This window comes from Peribacillus sp. SRI_006 (assembly GCF_057586375.1).
In genome coordinates, this window is record NZ_JBYCZT010000003.1 from 320,210 (window position 1) to 339,273 (window position 19,064).

The 19,064-nt window shown below is 39.9% G+C and carries 19 protein-coding genes; 12 read left to right on the plus strand and 7 right to left on the minus strand.

Features of this window, described 5'->3' with window-relative positions; all coding sequences use genetic code 11:
- The first annotated feature begins 70 nt into the window (after positions 1-70).
- Positions 71-4,714, plus strand: coding sequence for a hypothetical protein (locus AC2YHV_RS05745; RefSeq protein ID WP_487372788.1), 4,644 nt, complete (start codon positions 71-73; stop codon positions 4,712-4,714).
- Between the two features lie 113 nt (positions 4,715-4,827).
- Here AC2YHV_RS05745 and AC2YHV_RS05750 read toward each other — a convergent pair whose 3' ends face one another.
- Complete coding sequence (locus AC2YHV_RS05750; RefSeq protein WP_413001304.1) at positions 4,828-5,076, minus strand: hypothetical protein; 249 nt, start codon at positions 5,074-5,076, stop codon at positions 4,828-4,830.
- A 142-nt stretch (positions 5,077-5,218) separates the two neighbouring features.
- Here AC2YHV_RS05750 and AC2YHV_RS05755 point away from each other — a divergent pair, with 142 nt between their 5' ends.
- Positions 5,219-5,344, plus strand: a complete 126-nt coding sequence (locus AC2YHV_RS05755; RefSeq protein WP_283929968.1) for a hypothetical protein — start codon at positions 5,219-5,221, stop codon at positions 5,342-5,344.
- A 516-nt stretch (positions 5,345-5,860) separates the two neighbouring features.
- Here AC2YHV_RS05755 and AC2YHV_RS05760 read toward each other — a convergent pair.
- Both AC2YHV_RS05760 and AC2YHV_RS05765 read right to left on the minus strand, forming a co-directional pair.
- Positions 5,861-5,995: a hypothetical protein gene (locus tag AC2YHV_RS05760; RefSeq protein ID WP_283929969.1), complete on the minus strand. Its 135-nt coding sequence runs from the start codon at positions 5,993-5,995 to the stop codon at positions 5,861-5,863.
- Positions 5,996-6,007: 12 nt separating this feature from the next.
- Entirely contained in the window at positions 6,008-6,601 is a 594-nt protein-coding gene (locus AC2YHV_RS05765) for a hypothetical protein (protein WP_413001302.1), read from the minus strand.
- A 241-nt stretch (positions 6,602-6,842) separates the two neighbouring features.
- On the opposite strand from AC2YHV_RS05765, the gene AC2YHV_RS05770 reads away from it, so the two are divergent.
- Complete coding sequence (locus AC2YHV_RS05770) at positions 6,843-7,058, plus strand: hypothetical protein (RefSeq protein ID WP_413001300.1); 216 nt, start codon at positions 6,843-6,845, stop codon at positions 7,056-7,058.
- 258 nt (positions 7,059-7,316) lie between these two features.
- Here AC2YHV_RS05770 and AC2YHV_RS05775 read toward each other — a convergent pair whose 3' ends face one another.
- A complete protein-coding gene (locus AC2YHV_RS05775; protein ID WP_487372789.1) occupies positions 7,317-8,243 on the minus strand; it encodes a glycine-rich domain-containing protein in 927 nt (308 codons plus the stop codon).
- 250 nt (positions 8,244-8,493) lie between these two features.
- Here AC2YHV_RS05775 and AC2YHV_RS05780 point away from each other — a divergent pair, with 250 nt between their 5' ends.
- The 5 genes from AC2YHV_RS05780 (at position 8,494) to AC2YHV_RS05800 (ending at position 13,081) form a co-directional block, all read left to right on the plus strand.
- Positions 8,494-8,724, plus strand: coding sequence for an excisionase family DNA-binding protein (locus AC2YHV_RS05780; protein WP_034305425.1), 231 nt, complete (start codon positions 8,494-8,496; stop codon positions 8,722-8,724).
- Between the two features lie 722 nt (positions 8,725-9,446).
- Positions 9,447-10,466, plus strand: a complete 1,020-nt coding sequence (locus AC2YHV_RS05785) for an AI-2E family transporter (protein WP_057278705.1) — start codon at positions 9,447-9,449, stop codon at positions 10,464-10,466.
- Between the two features lie 339 nt (positions 10,467-10,805).
- Positions 10,806-11,627 carry a basic amino acid ABC transporter substrate-binding protein gene (locus tag AC2YHV_RS05790; protein ID WP_034305421.1) on the plus strand — a complete coding sequence of 274 codons (822 nt, stop codon included), beginning with the start codon at positions 10,806-10,808 and terminating at the stop codon, positions 11,625-11,627.
- Between the two features lie 78 nt (positions 11,628-11,705).
- Entirely contained in the window at positions 11,706-12,362 is a 657-nt protein-coding gene (locus AC2YHV_RS05795) for an amino acid ABC transporter permease (RefSeq protein WP_054397812.1), read from the plus strand.
- On the plus strand, positions 12,359-13,081 hold the full coding sequence (locus AC2YHV_RS05800) for an amino acid ABC transporter ATP-binding protein (protein ID WP_048685484.1): 723 nt from the start codon (positions 12,359-12,361) through the stop codon (positions 13,079-13,081). Before AC2YHV_RS05795 ends, AC2YHV_RS05800 begins: the two co-directional genes overlap by 4 nt.
- Before the next feature lie 63 nt (positions 13,082-13,144).
- On the opposite strand, the gene AC2YHV_RS05805 is transcribed toward AC2YHV_RS05800, so the two are convergent.
- The 3 genes from AC2YHV_RS05805 to AC2YHV_RS05815 all read right to left on the minus strand — a co-directional run bounded on the left by AC2YHV_RS05805 (position 13,145) and on the right by AC2YHV_RS05815 (position 15,192).
- Complete coding sequence (locus AC2YHV_RS05805; RefSeq protein WP_034305408.1) at positions 13,145-13,516, minus strand: hypothetical protein; 372 nt, start codon at positions 13,514-13,516, stop codon at positions 13,145-13,147.
- Between the two features lie 162 nt (positions 13,517-13,678).
- On the minus strand, positions 13,679-14,560 hold the full coding sequence (gene cidR / locus AC2YHV_RS05810) for a cidABC operon transcriptional activator CidR (RefSeq protein WP_057278708.1): 882 nt from the start codon (positions 14,558-14,560) through the stop codon (positions 13,679-13,681).
- 158 nt (positions 14,561-14,718) lie between these two features.
- The gene (locus tag AC2YHV_RS05815) at positions 14,719-15,192 is read right to left on the minus strand and encodes a universal stress protein (protein ID WP_487372790.1); all 474 of its coding nucleotides are present in this window, start codon (positions 15,190-15,192) and stop codon (positions 14,719-14,721) included.
- A 118-nt stretch (positions 15,193-15,310) separates the two neighbouring features.
- Between AC2YHV_RS05815 and AC2YHV_RS05820 the strand changes: the two genes are divergently transcribed.
- The 4 genes from AC2YHV_RS05820 (at position 15,311) to AC2YHV_RS05835 (ending at position 18,940) form a co-directional block, all read left to right on the plus strand.
- Positions 15,311-15,706, plus strand: coding sequence for a MerR family transcriptional regulator (locus tag AC2YHV_RS05820; protein WP_057278709.1), 396 nt, complete (start codon positions 15,311-15,313; stop codon positions 15,704-15,706).
- A 73-nt stretch (positions 15,707-15,779) separates the two neighbouring features.
- Positions 15,780-16,547: a 3-hydroxyacyl-CoA dehydrogenase gene (locus AC2YHV_RS05825; RefSeq protein WP_095679871.1), complete on the plus strand. Its 768-nt coding sequence runs from the start codon at positions 15,780-15,782 to the stop codon at positions 16,545-16,547.
- 70 nt (positions 16,548-16,617) lie between these two features.
- A complete protein-coding gene (locus tag AC2YHV_RS05830) occupies positions 16,618-17,763 on the plus strand; it encodes an acyl-CoA dehydrogenase family protein (RefSeq protein ID WP_487372791.1) in 1,146 nt (381 codons plus the stop codon).
- A gap of 25 nt (positions 17,764-17,788) precedes the next feature.
- Positions 17,789-18,940 carry a thiolase family protein gene (locus tag AC2YHV_RS05835; protein WP_487372792.1) on the plus strand — a complete coding sequence of 384 codons (1,152 nt, stop codon included), beginning with the start codon at positions 17,789-17,791 and terminating at the stop codon, positions 18,938-18,940.
- Positions 18,941-19,064 lie beyond the last annotated feature (124 nt).

Here is a 19,064-nt window from a genome sequence, read left to right on the forward strand (position 1 = left end):
TTTGTTATTATCGAAAAGAGATTATACATAAGATGATAGAAGGTCTATTTGAAGGAAGGGGAAGCTTGGAATGAATGACTCTTCAAACGAAGAAATGACATTAGAAAGAAGGAAGCGTATTTTCCAAGAAGAGCTGGATGTATTATGGGAAAGGCGGCTCATCCCTAAATCAGAATATATCCGGATTAGCAGGGCTTACAATCGGCATTTCCAATTAGCCCTCCATAAACAAAAGCGCTTAGAGCAAGAAAAGAAGAAATCCACCCATGGAACTGAAACGATAATCGGTGAAAATGCCGATAAGAGGAGGATTCAGGATAGCCTGATCGAAGAATCTTCATTCCAATTAAGGGAATCCAGTGGATTGAATGAAGCGCCTACTGAATCTGGTTTCGAGGAGAGCCTTGAACCTGTCAAGGAGAGCAATGATAGGAAACCGGTTATTCAAAAGCAGGCCATCAAGCTGGAGAAACCGGTAAAACCGGCAAAGCCGAAGAAAACACCTGAACAAATCAGGGAACGGAATATTTCTGTCATCCTGCTCACTGGGGTCATATTGCTTCTGTTTGGCGGGTTGATTTTAGCAACCACTTCATGGGGGGATCTGAATGCGGTCCTGAAAGTTTTCTTCATTGGAATGGTTTCCGTCATTTTTGCAGGGATGGCCTTCATCGCATCGAAGCTGAAAATTAAACAAACCGCTTTTGCATTCCTGACGCTAGCGGGGCTGTTCATTCCGATTACGATATTATCAGCTTCATATTATCGGATTTTTGGAGAGTACCTTTCACTTAATGGTGATGGGCGGGGGCTTCTGGGATTTCTTGGGGGATTACTTTGCTTAGCCATTTATTGTAAGATTGCTGACTACTTCAAGTCGAAAATATTCATTTTCATTTCAATATTCACTTTTGCCATTACCTGCTATTTCGGATTGGCTTTTGTGACGCCGACTATCGAGTGGATGTTTTTGGCGATTGGCATTCTTAATTTAATACTAGTATGGAATATGGAGCAATTGAAAAATCAAAAAGCCTTAACGCTATTCAAACCATTCATTTTTCAATTCATCCAGTTTAAGCTCATCGTGGAAGCATTTGTGATCCTGACGTTATTTTCAAGCAACTTGGTGTATTCGCTAACGCTGATGGTCTTTTCAGTTTTGTTTTTGATTTTTTCGGTCAAATTCCAAAAAAAATATTATGAAATGGCTTTTAGCGCCATTTTCACGTATGGATATATCCATCTTGTTTATAACTCGTTTATAAGTGAATACATGATCATTGCATTTGCACTTGTTCCAATCATTTTTACTATGCTATCGAAATATCTGGCTAAAGCCAAAAGGACTAACCTTTCGAAGAACTTCATGATTACCAGTTTGATTGAGAGCGGGATCGTTTTCTTATATAGTAACGCGATAGTGTACCAGGATAACTATGCGCAAATATTCATCGCGCTCATGTTAGTATCCGCCCAGCTTGCTTATGTTTCCCTTCATTCGGGAAATTCAAGCTTCACGTACCCGGCTGTTGTTGTTTTCGACTTAGCGTTCCTATATCTTTTCTTTGCCTTGCCAATCTCTTTTTCTACCATTTTAAATCTGTTATTTGTTGTTCAGGTCATTCAATATCTTGGAGTATATCTATATAACCGTCACCCAAGGTACAGCCTGTTTAAGAAGAGTATCTTACTTATCTCCCCAATGATCATGCTAGTGATACTGACCAGTAAATTGAGCGAAATGGCTTGGCTTGCTGTTAGTGCAGAGCTCGCCATGATCTCTGGGCTTTTCTTCATCACCTATATAAAAGACGAATCAAAGCATATGAAGGAAAACGCCAAATACGGATTTCCAATCACTTTCATACTGGCTTTGGTTGCTTTCTATCCATATTTGACGGAGAGTTTAGAATGGGTTCGGTCAAATATCCCGCTCAGCGTCTATTTAATGGGTGTTTCACTGATTTCCATCGGTGCAGCTTACACATTTAAAAAGGGATACCATAAATTGTTTCCAGTTTTTGCGTATAGCGGACAGATTCTTTCCTTCCTTTCCTTGATATCGATTCCCTTCGATTCAATGAATCCTTTGGAGGTAAGCGGAGTGATTGCCGTAGCTACTGCAATAAACAGCTGGTCCGTCCATATACATCGGAAGCAAATATTCTGGGTGCCTGTCGTGATTACAAGTGCCAGCTTATATGCCTCACTCTACGATGTTTTTGATTTTGCTTCAATGGAGCTGAGGATTGCGTTCGTGTTGCTCGGCCCCATTATCTTTTTCCTATTAGGAGAATGGCTTGGGAAATATTCGAAAAATGGGAAACTGTATTTCATTTACGCAAGTCACCTTGCCAATTTACTGGCGATTCCTGTTGGATATTTGCTCATCATCCAAACGGAAAGTTCACCGTTCCTATATGTTGCACAACTCTTGATTTATATTTTGAATGCTTTAAGGGCACATGTGAAATGGGAAAAATACGTTTTTACTTACCTAGGGTTTTCGACCCTTTTCCTACAGGTCCATTTATTTGTGGTAAACATCGAGCAAATAGTATTCATTACATCAATATGCATGATGATTACAGCAGGACTCATAACCATTCTGTGGGGGTTATCCAATAAGAATTGGAAAGGCATCATGGAGTATTACCTTATTCCATTCATTCATTTAGGGATAAGCATATCCATTTTAGAAACGGCGATCCGGGACTTTCCACTTAACCGCGAGTTAGTCTGGGTAGGAGTGATGACTGTACAGCTCTTGTTTGCCTGGTATCTGCTCATTCAAAGGAACTGGCGGAACTATGTTGCCGCTCCTCTAAGCCTGGCGTTCATCTTCTATAATTTGTATGTAAATACATTGCCTCTGGTTATGGCGTTTATCGTATTGCTTGTATGTATGGTTGTGATGTTGATGGCTAGCAGACACCTTTTCAAAGGATTGCTCAACGAAGAGGGAACGAAGAGAGTCATTGATTATTATCGGATTTTTGGCTTGCTATATCTATGTACTCTGAATCTGGAAGTGTTTACGAGTGACTCAGATTCCGTGATTTTGGAGATTTTTGTTTCCCTGCTGTTGCCTAGCTACTTCATCCTGATAGGAAGATTCACAATCTATAAGAAAGAAAAAAGCATTTACTCGGGAATAGCGGCCATTATCGGCCTTTTCCCGTTCATCAATATCATCGATTATGCCCATACACTTCCAATCGTCATGAGTTTGGCTGTTCTTTTTGGCTGTATGGCAGGAATGTTGTTGTTAAGCAGGCTGTATTCCAGCGGATTACTCAAGAAAAACGGATCAGGCATCATCAGCTTTGATCCTTTCAGGATTTATGGTTTATTCTTTTTGATCGATATGAATGCAGAGGTTTTTAATGATACTAAACATCAGTTACTCCAAGTCTTTGTATCGCTGCTGTTAACTGCTTATTTCATTTTCCTGAGAAGCTTGACAGTGGAAAAGCTAGAAAGGAAAATCTATTCCAATATTGCTGCACTAGTCAGTCTGTATCCCTTCCTGATCATAGTTGGCTATGCCGACAGCTTATCTGTTGTAATGGGATTGCTAGTCCTTTTTGGCTGTATGTCAGGGATGCTGCTTTTAAGCTGGCGTTATTTCGATGGTTTAATCAAAAAGGAAGAAACAGGAATTACCCTCGATGCATACAGGATATATGGCCTGCTGTTTTTACTGGCCATGAATAGGGGAATCCTAGCAACTGAAACATCAAGCCAGTTACTTCAGGTTTTCGTCTCGCTCTTGATCACGGTTTACTTCATCTTGATTGGAAGTTTCTCAAAGGATGTAAAAGAAAAGGGCATCTACGTTTGGCTGACGGGAGTTCTCAGTTTGTATCCGTATTGGATCATCATCATGTACGCGGACTCATTACAGCCTTTCGTTGGAACGGCAGTCCTTCTTGGATGTACGGCCATAATGGTCTTGCTAAGCAAGAAATACTTTAAAGGCTTGCTTAATAAAGGCGGGGCAGGACTTCAATTGGATTTTTACAGAGTCTATGGTCTGCTGTTTCTTATTGCCATGAACATGGATGTTTTGACGGGGGGACCGACACATATCATTTTGGAAATCATCGCGGCACTTCTGATTCCGGCCTATTTCATTTTGATGAGAAGCACGACGACAGGCATGTTGGAAAGAAAATCCCAGATGGCAGCAGCGATTTTGTTCAGCCTATATCCGTATTGGGTCATTGTCGATCAGCTCACGATTCCTCCTGTATTTGAGGAGGAGGTGAATATTCTGCCGCTGTTCATTGTCAGCACCACTCTGCTGAGGAAAATATTTGTTAAAGGCAAAATCACACAATATATCGAAAGCGGGATTGTTTTCCTATTGTTTTTAGCCCTGATTATTGATGCAATGGCAGGAAACACCTTATATGATGCACTCATTATCGGAACCGTGTCATTGGCAGCAATGCTCTTTGGATTCATGATGAAATACAAATCCTATTTCATCGCTGGGACTGGGACGATTTTATTCAATGTCTATATGAATACCAATTCGATGTGGAGCGAGATGCCATGGTGGCTGTATTTAATCATCGGCGGAGGGCTGCTTATCGGAATTGCATCTTTCTTTGAATGGAAAAAACAAAAAGACAACCGGACATCGAAGGAGGTACTTGAGAAAAATAAACAAAGGATCAAGAATTGGTTCAATCGGTGGAATTAATGAAGAAGGAAATGGATTGCGTCAGATACCCAAGCTCAAAACCTTGGACGAAAATTCAAAGGGGTTCGGAATTTATAAATTCCGAACCCCTTTTGCCTGCAAACCGAGAGCACTTAAAAGCTCTCTTTCCCTGCTTCTATTTTATTAATGTCTTCTTGCCGATCATGAATTTCTATTTCCCACTGATCTAAATTAGTTTGCAAAACATTAATTAAAAATGGTGATAGGACATTTCTGTATTTTTCTAGTTCTTGAATCAATTTCACTCGATCTCCAGTTAATCCTTGCACTAATTTTTTTTTACTTTCCAAATTTGCATAGACAAAAACTGGTCTGAGTTTTCGGATCTCATTATCACCCATATCAGTTGTAACTCCTTTTTTTAAAAAAAATTAAATATATTTTATTTAAATTTTATAAAACTCGTAAACGCAGTAACAGTTATCAAATTCATCGAGATTCTTTGAGGATCGTTCATGAAATACGTCGTTTGTATACACTGGCATGAGTGTTAAGGATGTAGATGAACAGCTTGGGAATATCCATCCGATGACAATTGAATTAGTAAATGAACAGAAACAAACTCGTCAAACCGTAGATGTTGCCCTGGCATTACAAGAAAAGAAATGAAAACAGGGTTTATGCAAGTGATCGAAGCACAACAAAAGGAACTTCGAACAGCAAGGGAAGAACTTGCAGCAGCAAGACAGGAAATAAACGATTGACGAAAGACGTGAACGAAGTAAAAAACCATAAATGGTCAACATTATCAATTGATGATGTGCGAAAAGTCATGAATGAGGAAAAAAAGTCATGGTGGAGTAAGATATTTAAAAAATAAAAAGATTACTTTAAGAAAAAAATAAGGGTCTTGCGTTACTCTAGATGATGTAACCTACATCAGACCAGGTTATAGAAGAGGAAAGAGAAGTCATGTTCCAGGGTTTTGAAATTAAAATGAATGATGCTGTATAAAGAAGATCCAAATGAATAAAAATTTAGAAAAAAATCATTAGAAATAGAACTGCTAAAGAAGAACATCAAAAAGAGGTGAAAGTTTAATTCCAAAACTTTCACCTTTTTGATGTTCTTTCAACGCCTTTAAGGCGTTCTCAGTATGTCTTGAGCCACTAGATCTCTTGGATATTAAGAGTTAGATTTTTTATTACGCTTTTTTCTTTTTACCAAATAGACAATGAAAGAAATTAAAGCAACCAAGAATATGAATATAGTAATTTGATATCCTACATCAAACCAATTCACAACATGTGTTTCATTCATGTTATGCCTCCTTTAGAAATTAACAGTGTATGTAACTGATTTACTATAACCCAGAGTTTGACCTACTACATTAGCTCCGTATAATTTGGTACCTCTAACATATGCTTTACCACCTTTTTTAGTTGAATTCAAATTATGCCAAGTAGTATTTTGTGTCCAAGTAATTCCCATAACTAAACCTGTTTGCTCACTCCATATGTTGACTTTACTAACTACTCCCTTTGTATTTCTTGTAACTCTAGCATATGATGTAATACTTCCTGTTGCATTTGACTCACGATAACTATATGTTTTTGTTCCCCCAGCAGCCATAAGACTAATCATAGGAGTTCCAAAATTATTTTCCCCGTTACCTTCTTGTTCCTGCTCCTGTTTTAAAAATTCTTCAAACTCTTCAACTGAATCAAAATTAAGCATTTGATCATTTAGTATTTCATCTTCCGAAACTGGAGTCAATCCGTATTGTTCAGCTACTTTGTTAGCTTCCTCGACTATATTTTGTTCTTCTTCCTTACTAATTTCGTTAGCACTTGCTTTATTGATAGAGAAGCTAGAGAAGCTTAATGCAATAACTAGAACCAATACGATAGTTTTTAATAATTTCAATGTTTATTTCCTCCTATGTAGTTTATTACCATAACATTTAAATACTATCAAGCTACCTCCTCTATTTGGTAATATTTTAATATTATTACACAATTGAACAAAAAAGGAAATAAAAATGATGATTTATTCCTATATTAGAATAAAAATAACCCTCTTTTGAGGCTCTTTTTGTCTTACTAATAAGGTTTAGGTAGCCAAACTAAAGACAAACTACTATTTAATAGAGAGTGAGAAGGAAGAATTGAAAAAATTTGTTAAACCTGAATCTGCTATATTAGTTGAATATTCATTAGTCTTATTTACATCTTCTTCAATATTAACTGTTGTTTTATTACCGACAGCAAAACCAAATGTTGGAGCAATAGTGGAAAACATTAAAGTCGTTGCTAAAATTGCTAAAAAGTGTTTTTTCATTTTTTCTTCGCTTTTTACTAATAATCTAAAAGCTATAAATTAAATTCTATAAAATTTATTAAAGGACATTGTTCCAATTTTGGTTAATATCTTTTCAATTTTGAATTATTATCTAAAAAAACAAACTCATAGTAGAATCTCTCTTACTTTTCATGGAGCTGGTTTTGAAGACTTTCAAAAAAATCTGAGATAAAGTTTGTGAAGAATTAGGAGAAATACATATGAGAATATCATCAAAATCATAAAAAACCACTCTGAAAGCATAAAGAGTGGTTTTTTCACGTTTATTCAAAATGAAAGCTCAAGACGAACAAGAACTGCATGAAGAACAGCTGGAAGACGAATCAGAACTGCTGTCATGGGAACCGGTATGGCCACCATGATCGGCATGGCCGGAGCCGGAGGAAACTGTGTTCGGTTCATTCCCGAATATATCTTTAAATTCGCTGTCAAAATCATCGGTGCTTGCATAAGTGAAATAGGCAGGAGCTGCGTAGTCAGTCTGATCGTACGTTTTCCGCCCATTCAATTCTGTCATGGTGCGATTTTCTTTAAATTGGGAAGTGAAGGCTTCAAAGGTCCGTTCCGCCTGTATACTGGTCGGTTTCCGCATATATTTCTCTTTTAACTGCTCCAGCTCCAACGTTTCAAAATCACGGAGAAGTGTTAGCCCTTTATCATGTTTGAAAAATTTGCCCCATTTTTGAATGGAATGGGAGTCCACCGTAAATAGCTGTACATAGTAAAAGTCAAAAAGAGTGCGCTCTTCGGGTTTGAAAACGGGTTCTGAATGAGGATGGTGCTGAATGGTCCTACCGATGAAAACCTGGCAAAACTCATCATATTCCTGACTATAGTTCAGCATGATATGCCATAACTCATCGATGACTGAATTAAACATTTCAACTTTTCCAAACACTGCAGCCATAATCAAATAGCGTTTCAATTCACGCCAGGCCTGATTGACCTTTAACTGTGAGTACCGTGGATGCTTCAGGCGGAATTCAGTATTGACCTTTTCCATATAATCGAAATCCAGTGCTTTATTAAGCTTTACTATCAATGCTTCTGAAACGACTTCAGTTGCATGAAGATCTAAAGTTTCTTCACGGTATTTACGGAATTCATTTTGATAGCGTTCCATTTTAGCCGGTTCACTTAGCCCTTTAACGAAATTGACAAGTAAAACAGCAAAAATTGCCGCAAGAATGACATAAAAGAAGGTCATTTTTGTCCACTCCTCTTAATCTATGGATATATTGCTTTAACATTATCTTACATGTTAATGGAAGGGATTGTAAGTTGGTTTATCTAAAATGTTCCATTGGAGGAATCGATTAATCTCGTGAGGTTGCAGGACAATACCCTGAATCGGGTATCGTCCTTTCCTTGGCATGTAAGGGATTTTCATTTAAAAATCAAGCGCTTCAAATAATGCCTCATATCTAGTATAGTTAGAGGGGAAAAGGGGTGAAGGCATGTACTTGACAGTAAAAGAGACTGCGGAATATCTATCGATGCCGGAATCTTATATAGAAGGTTTGATCATTCAAAATAAAATTCGCACCGTTCATGATGGTGAGCAGCATTTGATTTTTAAAGATCAGTTTAATATGCATCTTGAACAGATGGAGAAATATAAGAAGGATTTAGCGGATTATTATAACGAACCCATCCCCGAAGATATCGATGTGAAGGATGAAGATTAGCATCTGTCCATTTGGCAGATGCTGAGTTTCAAAAAGGAGGAAGGTACGAGAACTCCTGCTTAGAAAAGCGCGGTTTAGGGGAGGCCCCTGCAGGCTCAAGCCGGGGAGGCTCCGCGACCGCCCGCGGAAATCAACGCCAAATTGTACAGCCATAACAAAAGCTGAGGCCATAGCCTCAGCTTTTGTTTGTAGATAGAAGGGAGCCTGGAAAACATATCTTTCATCAAAGTTGAAGTTCCGGACCTATTGATCCAAAACAACACCTTCAACTCCATAGGTAGGTTCGTTCTAAATTTAAGAACAGAGTTGATTGGAGCAAAAGGTACGAGACTCCTTTGGGGAAAGCGTGTCTAGGGGAGACCCCACAGGCTCAAGCCGAGGAGGCTCCCCGCCCGCCCGCGGAAAGCGAGTGCCTGGAGCGGAAATCAACGTCCAAATAGTACAAACCAATAAAAAACCTTAGACATACTCGATTTTCATTGAGTTTGTCCAAGGTCTGGCATCTGCCGATTTGTCAGATGTTTTTTCATGAAGAAATGGCTGTCAAAGTAATGGTCGAATTTCCGAAAAAGGTCTTTAAATACGTCTGCATCATGGGCCTTACTGATCATTCAAATAATTTTGTTGTCAATGCAAGGTAATTGTAGTAGAATTCCTCAATTACGTGTAAAATAAAAGGTAAATGAATTATAACGGCAGAATGGTAGTTAGGAGATAGGTAAGTGGTAAAAGAGTATTTGCAAAGCGAAGGTTTTTCAAGGTTAATTACATTAATTGTGTTAGTCCTCTTTTTAATAAGCATCGGCAGTATGGTTAATATCGTGTTATTCACATTTGTTTTCACCTTCTTGATGGGAAGGCTGGAGCAAATTATCATGATTCGGCTGAATAAAGTGATGCATATCAATTCCAAGGTTGTTATAAGCTTTTTATATGCAGTCGTCATTTCTTGTTTAGCCATCGTTCTTTATAAATATCTACCGGTCATCACGCTACAATTCACGGAATTAGTGACACAGATCGTTTTCTTCTTTCAACATCCACCAGATAGCAGGGTCATTCAATATGCCATTAATATAATGAACGAGCTGAAATCTCCGCTCGATCTTCAAAAACAGATGAATACACTCTATCTTTATATATCCGATTTCGGTAAACTGGCATTTCAAATTTTCATTTCCATGTTGCTTAGTCTATTTTTCTTATTGGAAAAAGATAAAATCATTCGCTTCACTTCTAAATTCAAGCGCGCCAAATTCAAGTCTTTCTTTATAAACTTAAGCCACTTTGGCGTCAAATTCATCAATTCATTCGGGAAGGTGATCGAGGTCCAGTTCTTGATAGCCATCACGAATGCTGTCCTATCCGTTACTTTCTTATGGATCCTTGGCTTCCCGCAGTTGCTCGGTCTAGGGATCATGATTTTCTTTCTTGGTTTGATTCCGGTTGCAGGGGTCATCATCTCCCTCATCCCGCTTAGCATGATTGCCTATAGCATCGGCGGCATGCCCAAAGTGATTGCAGTATTAATCATGATTGTTGTGATCCATGCAATTGAAAGCTATATTTTAAATCCGAAATTCATGTCGGCAAAAACGAATCTTCCAACATTTTTCACCTTCATCATCCTATTGTTTTCCGAGCACTTTCTTGGAATATGGGGATTGATCATCGGAATACCGATATTCATCTTCCTGTTGGATATGTTGGATATTGAAGAGGGGAATACGGAAGTACCATAATAATCATTTGAGCAGCGGCCGCTAATATGGCCTCTGCTTATTTTTGTTCCATTAAATCTTTTGAACGGTGGCACTATCTGTTTTCAATATAATATCCATAATTCGAGTGAAGGGGAGAAAGTTGCCTCTTTCCCCATTAGAGCACAGTTGCGTTTTTAATTTACCGAGTTAATTGATTAAAATTTTATTTTACTAAAGTTATTTATTGACTTTTTATTGCATAAAAAAACAAATAAACGTATAATATTCTTAAAAGAATAAACTGAAAGTTCTCTAAAGTTAGATTTATCTGTTTTTTTAAAAAAAAAGAGAGTTTACGAGAGAGAAGAGGGGATTATTTTGAAAAAGGTTTCTTTTTTAGTGTTTGCCATGGTTGCTTCTTTGTTACTAGTCATGACAGGATGCGGGAAGGATAAGGAAGTCTCGACAACTGGTAAAGAAGAAGAGTCAAATGGGAAAACACTCAGGATCGTGACTGACGCCAACTATGCTCCATTTGAATATCTTGAAGGCGATAAGATTGTAGGATTCGATGTTGATTTCATCAATGCCGTTGCAAAAGAAGCGGGATATGAAGTTAAATTGGAAAGTGTTGGCTGGGATCCGATTTTTGTTGAAATCGAAGGTAAGAGAGCGGATGTCGCCATATCTGCGATTACAGTGAATGACGAAAGAAAACAATCTTATGACTTCTCGGTTCCGTATTTCTTATCCACAAACAAAATTCTCGTTCCTGAGGATAGTGATATAAAATCTGGAGATGAATTGAAAGGAAACGTCATTGCCGTTCAGACCGGTACTACTGGACAGGAAGCGGTAGAGAAACTCCTTGGAAAGAATCACAAGGATATCAAAAAATTCGAAAATAATAACCTGGCCATTCAGGAATTACTGAAGGGCGGAGCATCGGCTGTCGTCGCTGATAATACGGTTGTTGAAGAATATGTGAAAAATAACCCCGATCAAAAACTGAAAGTCGTTGAAGACAGCAAAAGTTTCAATGAGGAGTTTTATGGTCTTATGTTCCCAAAAGGCAGTGAATTGAAATCGGAGTTCGATAAAGCCGTGAATGCCATTTATGAAAATGGGAAATATGCAGAAATTTATAAAGAGTGGTTTGGCACTGACCCAGATATTGAAACGTTGAAAGCACAACAATAAAACAAATGGATAGTAAAAGATTGCGTAACTTTACGTATGAAGTTACGCAGTTTTTTTGGCCTTTAGGAGGGGAACGAAATGAGTTTTCGCTGGGATATTATTTTTGAGTATGCTCCTTTCTTATTAAAAGGGACATTGCTTACTATTGGGCTTTCGGTTTCCTCCATCCTGATCGGAACTTTTTTGGGGTTATTGATCGGTTTAGGGAAAATCATGAAAAACAAAGTGCTTGCCTTTCCATTTTACGGTTATGTTACGGTTTTTCGCGGAACACCGCTTTTAGTTCAAATCTTTTTAATCCATTTTGGAATTGTGCCCTTTTTTACCGGGGAAACGAATGCAGTAACCGCCGGTGTCATTGCTTTATCGTTAAATGCAGCCGCGTATATCGCAGAAATATTCCGGGCGGGCATTCAATCCATCGATAAAGGGCAAATGGAAGGGGCGCGTTCATTGGGGATGACCCATGCCCAAACAATGATACATGTTGTATTGCCACAAGCTTTCAAACGAATGATTCCTCCGTTAGGAAATGAATTCATCGTATTATTGAAGGATTCATCCCTGCTTTGTGTCATTGCTGCCCCGGAATTAATGTACTGGGGGAAAGCGATGGGGAGCCAGTACTTTAAAGTGTGGGAGCCATACTTGGCTTGTGCCTTCATCTATCTATTCCTGACCCTCATTTTAAGTTTCGTATTAAATAGACTCGAAAGAAGGTTGAAAACAGAATGATAAAGGTGGAGAATCTAAAGAAGTCATTTGGCGAAAATGATGTATTGAAAAATATCAATGCAATCGTTTCCCCTCGGGAAGTAGTCGTGGTAATTGGTCCTTCTGGATCGGGTAAATCCACTTTTCTCAGATGCATCAATCAACTTGAAACGATTACGGGAGGCCATATTTTCATTGAAGGGCTTGATACGACAGACAAGAAGGTCAATATCAATAAAGTCCGGACGGAAGTTGGCATGGTATTTCAGCATTTTAACTTATTTCCGCATAAGACTGTTCTTGAGAATATAATGCTGGCGCCTATAAAGGTTCGCAAGATATCCAAAGAGCAGGCTTCCCAAAGAGGGATGGAACTGCTTAAGAAAGTGGGACTTGCAGAGAAAGCGAACGCATATCCGGATTCATTATCAGGTGGACAAAAGCAACGCGTCGCAATTGCCAGGGCGTTGGCGATGGAACCCAAAATCATGCTATTCGACGAGCCCACTTCCGCCCTGGATCCGGAAATGGTCGGTGAAGTCCTTGAGGTCATGAAGCAACTGGCCAAGGAAGGCATGACCATGGTAGTTGTGACCCATGAGATGGGGTTTGCAAAAGAAGTTGGAGATCGCGTGATCTTCATGGACGAAGGTTATATTATTGAAGAAAATATTCCTAGTGAGATTTTTAATAATCCCCAGCAGGAAAGAACTAAAGCCTTTTTGAGTAAAGTCCTTTAATTACACGTAAAGAAAAAAACCTTCCATTATGGGAGGTTTTTTTTCGGGGCATATCAGGGGGCTTCATTTTATGCATGAAGCTCCTAAAAGCGATTCAGGGCTTTTACCGAGCACAAGCATACTGATTTTTGCATATCCAATATTTTTACTTTGGGAGAAGGTCTGAAGTAATACCTGGATATTCGGATCATCCTTTAACTTTTGAACTTCCTCAATATATAATTCGATAACGGAGGGCATAACGAATTCAGGGGTGTATTCGTTAGGGTTTTCATCCATGATTAATGTGCCCATAAATTGATATTTAAATTGGAGAGCCCGTGTTAAGGCAACGACATGGAGCAGTTTATTAAATAGTTCGGGGTATGAATATTTAATTTTCTCCAGAGCTGCTTCTGATGCCTGTAACTCATCGACATTAGATAAAGTGATCATGAATATCTCCTTTTTAGAACATATGGAATCCATCAGCATTCAACGTGCTTTTTACCCATACTAGTCTACCCCCGCCGTAACTCATTGTAAAATGGTTAGATGTTATCACGTGCATAACCCAAATCTATGATAGTGCTTTCATCAATCTTGCTGGATAATCCACTACTTATGGGACAATGCTTCCCTAGTATATTTCAGCCATTCCTTTGCAGCGTATGAAAGGTAATGGTCCTTACTCCATATAAATCCTAAATTCCAGCTAATGGAGGGGTTTCTAACCTTGATTGTCTTTACCCGATCATCATGACGGCATAAACTTTCAGGTAATAGAGCAACGCCAAGTTTACAGTAAACCATTTCCTCAATAAAATCCCATCGTGAACTTTCCGTGACGATATGTGGAGAAAAACCAGCTTCACTACAGGATGAAATGATGAGATCTCGAAGGACGTAATCTTTATTGAATAAGATGAAAGATTCCTTTTCCAGGTCGGCCAAATCAATTTCTTTCACACAAGCATGGGGATGGGAGGGATGAACTATCAAGTTGATGTCTTCTTCCAAAAAAGCAAAATGGTGAAAAAGCGCGTTGTTGGTTGGCAGGACTATTACGCCTATATCGATTAAATCATTTTGGACGGATTCTTCTATTTTCTTTGAACCATCCTCTACTAATTGAAAGGTGATATTGGGATAGTCCTGGTGAAAACGGCTAAGAATTCGGGGGAAGAAAGAAGCGTCGATGATCGGCGGCAGCCCGATGCGTATATGTCCCTTTTTTAAACCTAATAAATTGTCCATTTCCGTTTCTAAATTGTGAAAGGCCTTATCGATCAATTTTGCCTGGTCTAAGACAACCCTGCCTGCATCGGTCAAGATCAGTTGCTTACGTGAACGATCAAAAAGCTCAACACCTAGCTCGGTTTCCAGGTTTTTAATCATCTTGCTGATGGTCGGCTGTGTAATGAATAAATGATCGGCAGCCCGAGTGAAGCTATTGAAATTGGCAACCTCTATAAAGTATTGCAAATGTTTAATATCCATTGCGTCACCTGTTATCCTCGTTTGAAATTAGTTTCATTTTACCCGTAAACGGAAGTGTTTGTAAAACATGATAAGTTTGGAGTTCATGCACGCATAAATAAGCTGGATTCCAAAGGGGAACCCAGCCTATGAAGGGGCTGGCCGTATCTGTGTAAATTTCATTTGACCAACAAGACAGGAACTGGAGAATGTTGAACGATATAGTGGCTCACGCTGCCCAGGAATTCCTTGAAGCCGCTCAATCCGCGGCTGCCCATGATAATAAGGTCACAATTCTCGGATTTTACATGATCCAATAAAGTCGTGATGGCTGAACCTTCTACGACAAATGTTTGGGATGCATTCGGGATTTCGGATAAAAGGGCTTCCGCTTTTTTAATCACTTCCTTGCCATGCTTAAGCATGGATTCTTCAATTTCCTGAAAAGCACTGCCATATATATTTGGCTTGATTGGCAGTGTAACAGCGTGAAGCACCTGGATTTCGATAGCGGGATCCAGCTTTGCTAATTCAATCGCTTTTTCTAAAGACTTTAGTGCCAACTCAGATTCATCATAAGCAACTAATATTTTTGAACATAGCATTGATCGATCATTCCCTTCTATAAAAAGAATATACCCATAGTATATCAATATAAATCTTCCATGCAGATTCATATATTATAAATTTTGTGAATATTTCATTGAAGTTTACGTTAACGTTAATGTTAGAATAAAGGTAAATAATCCCTTTGCAAAGTGTGGTTTTAACATGTACACCATTTCTGAGTTAGCAAAAGAATTCGAATTGACGACAAGGACCCTCCGTTATTATGAGGAACTGGGTATGCTTAGGCCAATGCGTACCGAAACGGGAAAAAGAGTTTATGGAAAGAAAGAATATGCACAGCTCAAAATCATAATGCGCGGTAAGAAGTATGGTTTTTCGTTAGTGGAAATAAAGGATATAGTCCTTTTATTCGAAAAGGATAGGACAGGCATTAAGCAATTGGAAAAAACGATTGAAACTGCAGGACAGAAGTTAAACGAACTTAATGAACGAATTAAAGAGCTGGATGGGTTGAAGCAGGATTTTGAACAGGTAATCAAAGGCTTTACCGAAACCCTTTATGAGTTGAAAATGAACGATAAAACAGGCAAGCGGTGAAATTAATCTTGAAAATAGGTTTTGATGATAGTGAAAGATGAATATATATTCTAGAAACAGATGGGGTGAGAATTTGGAAATTCAAGAAACCATTGCAGTTGTGACAGGCGGGGCTTCAGGTCTGGGAGCGGCGACAGTAAGAAACATCATTAAAAAAGGTGGAAAAGCGGTCATATTCGACCTCTCGGAAGAAAATGGCGCTAAAATGGCTCAGGAGTTGGGCGATTCGGTCCTGTTTATTAAAACGGATGTAACTAGTGAAGATAGCGTATCTGTAGCATTGGATGAAGGAATAAAAAAATTCGGTAGCATCAATACTGTCATCAACTGTGCAGGCATTGCCATTGCAGAGAAGATCATAGGCAGGAAAGGCATACATGAATTGAAAGCGTTCTCAAAAGTCGTGCAAATCAATTTGGTCGGTACATTTAACGTAATCCGGCTTGCGGCTGAAAAAATGGTCGAAAATGAACCGAATCAAGAGGGGGAGCGTGGAGTCATCATCAATACAGCTTCGGTCGCTGCCTTTGAAGGACAAATCGGACAAGCCGCATATAGTGCCTCCAAGGGAGGGATTGTCGGTATGACTCTGCCAATCGCAAGGGAGCTTGCCATCAAAGGGATACGTGTCGTATCGATTGCACCGGGTCTATTCCATACACCGATGTTCGATTCATTACCTGAAGAAGCCAGGACGTCATTAGGGAAAACTGTGCCATTCCCATCAAGGCTCGGATATCCAGAAGAGTACGCTAAACTAACGGAAAGCATCATAACGAATCCAATGCTGAATGGGGAAACAATCAGACTGGATGGGGCCATTAGAATGTCACCAAGGTAAGTTGTCAATCAAACCATTGTAAATCTAGAAAAAGAGCCTCCGACAAAGGAATGGAGAGGAGATATAACAGATGAAGCATCCGTACCTAAGTGAAGAACATGAAATTTTCCGTATGTCCTTCCGAAAGTTTTTAGAGAAAGAAGCAGTTCCCCACTATGAACGTTGGGAAGAAGAAAGGATCATTCCCCGGTCTTTTTGGGTGAAAATGGGGGAACAGGGTTTTTTATGTCCGGACCTTGAAGAAGATTATGGGGGTTCCGGGGTAGATTGGGGCTTTGCCGTTATCATTAATGAAGAATTGGAAAGAGTTGGTTCTGGGTTCATTGGTTTCGGACTTCACAGTGATATCACCGTACCGTATATTTCCGCCTACGGAAATGAGTCGCAGAAACAGCGCTGGCTTCGAAAATGTACGACAGGGGAAATCATTACAGCCATTGCCATGACAGAGCCTGGTACAGGTTCGGATTTGGCCAATATTAAAACGACTGCCATTTTGGATGGAGATCATTACATATTAAATGGTCAAAAGACATTCATCACAAATGGCATTCATTCGGATTTGATCATTGTTGCCTGTAAAACGGATCCCAGCGCCGTTCCGAAACATAAAGGCGTTAGCTTAGTCGTGGTCGAAAGGGATACACCCGGATTTTCCAGGGGGAGAAAACTGAAGAAACTTGGCTTGCACAGTCAGGATACAGCAGAACTCATCTTCGAGGATTGCCGTGTTCCAAAGGAAAACCTGCTTGGTGAAGAAGGCAAGGGGTTTATTTATTTAATGGAAAAACTGCAGCAGGAACGCCTTGTGGTGGCAATTTGTGCTCAAACCGCGTCTGAGGATATGCTGGCCGATACGATTGGGTATGTGAAGGGCAGGGAAGCGTTCGGAAAGTCTGTAAGTCAGTTTCAAAATACTCAATTCAAAATCGCGGAAATGGCTACGGAGATAAAAATGGGGCGTGCTTTCCTAGATCAATTGATCACCAAACATATGGCTGGTGAACAGGTTGTAACGGAAGTTTCGATGGCAAAATGGCGTTTGACGGAGACTGCCAGAAAAATATCCATTGAATGCATGCAGCTCCATGGCGGCTATGGATATATGGAGGAATACAAAATTGCCAGAAGGTATCGGGATGTTCCGGTAGCAAGCATCTATGCCGGCACAAATGAAATCATGAAGAAAATTATCGCTAAGAATCTGGGCCTATAGTAAAGATGAGAAGGGAAGAGAGTATATGCGGGAAGTGGTTATCGTTGAAGGAATTCGCACGCCGGTAGGCAGAAGGAACGGTGTCTTGAAAGACGTTCGCCCTGATGATCTGGCAGGGGATGTATTGAAGAAGCTGATTGAAAAGGCGGGCATCGATCCTGCTATTGTCGATGATGTCATTTTAGGTTGTGTTTCACAGTCGGGCGAACAGGCCGGTGATATAGCAAGGGTTGCCGCACTGATAGCCGGATTTCCGATTGAAGTGCCGGGAACGACGATTGACCGTCAATGCGGATCAAGTCAGCAGGCAGTCCATTTTGCTTCCCAGGCCATCCTGTCGGGTGATATGGATGTGGTAGTGGCAGGTGGAGTGGAAAACATGTCACGAGTTCCCATGGGGTCAAATCTTCAAGGTGCTGTAACAAGCCAAAAGTATATGGACCTTTACGAGGTGATCAACCAAGGTTTATCAGCTGAAAGAATCGCAGACAAGTGGGGAATAACACGTGAAGATTGTGATCGGTTCTCCGTTGAAAGTCATGCCAAGGCAATACGTGCTCAAAAAGAAGGACATTTTAACCGTGAACTGATATCAGTAATGGGTACTGATAAAGAAGGAAATCAAATCGAAGTTACGGAAGATCAAGGCCCAAGGGGAGGAACTACGCTTGAAGTGCTGGCTGGATTGAAACCGGCATTTCAAGAAGGCGGTTTAATCCATGCAGGGAATTCTAGTCAGATCAGTGACGGTGCTGCCGCTTTATTATTGATGGAACGCAGTAAAGCAGAAGAACTTGGATTGAAACCGCGCTTTAAAGTGCATACACGGGTTGTTGTCGGGTCGGATCCCACCCTGATGCTAACGGGACCGATTCCCGCCACCCAAAAAGCTTTGGAAAAAGCGGGTCTTACAATTGATGATATCGATATCTTTGAAGTGAACGAGGCTTTCGCTCCTGTACCGATTGCATGGCTAAAAGAAACGGGGGCAGACCCAAAGAAGCTGAATCCAAATGGCGGGGCGATTGCATTGGGGCATCCTCTTGGCGGCAGCGGGGCCCGTTTGATGGTGTCCATGATCCATGAATTAGAAAGGACGGGCGGCCGTTATGGGCTGCAAACGATGTGTGAAGGCCACGGCATGGCGAATGCCACCATCATTGAAAGAATGGACTGAAGCTGGACTATCCATTTATGAATATTCGTAATTCGCACGAAAGTAAAAGCTGAAAAAGGGATGAAGTCGACCATCGGCAGGCTTTGCTGAATTCTTCCTGTTGATGGTGGTTACTTGAGGAGGA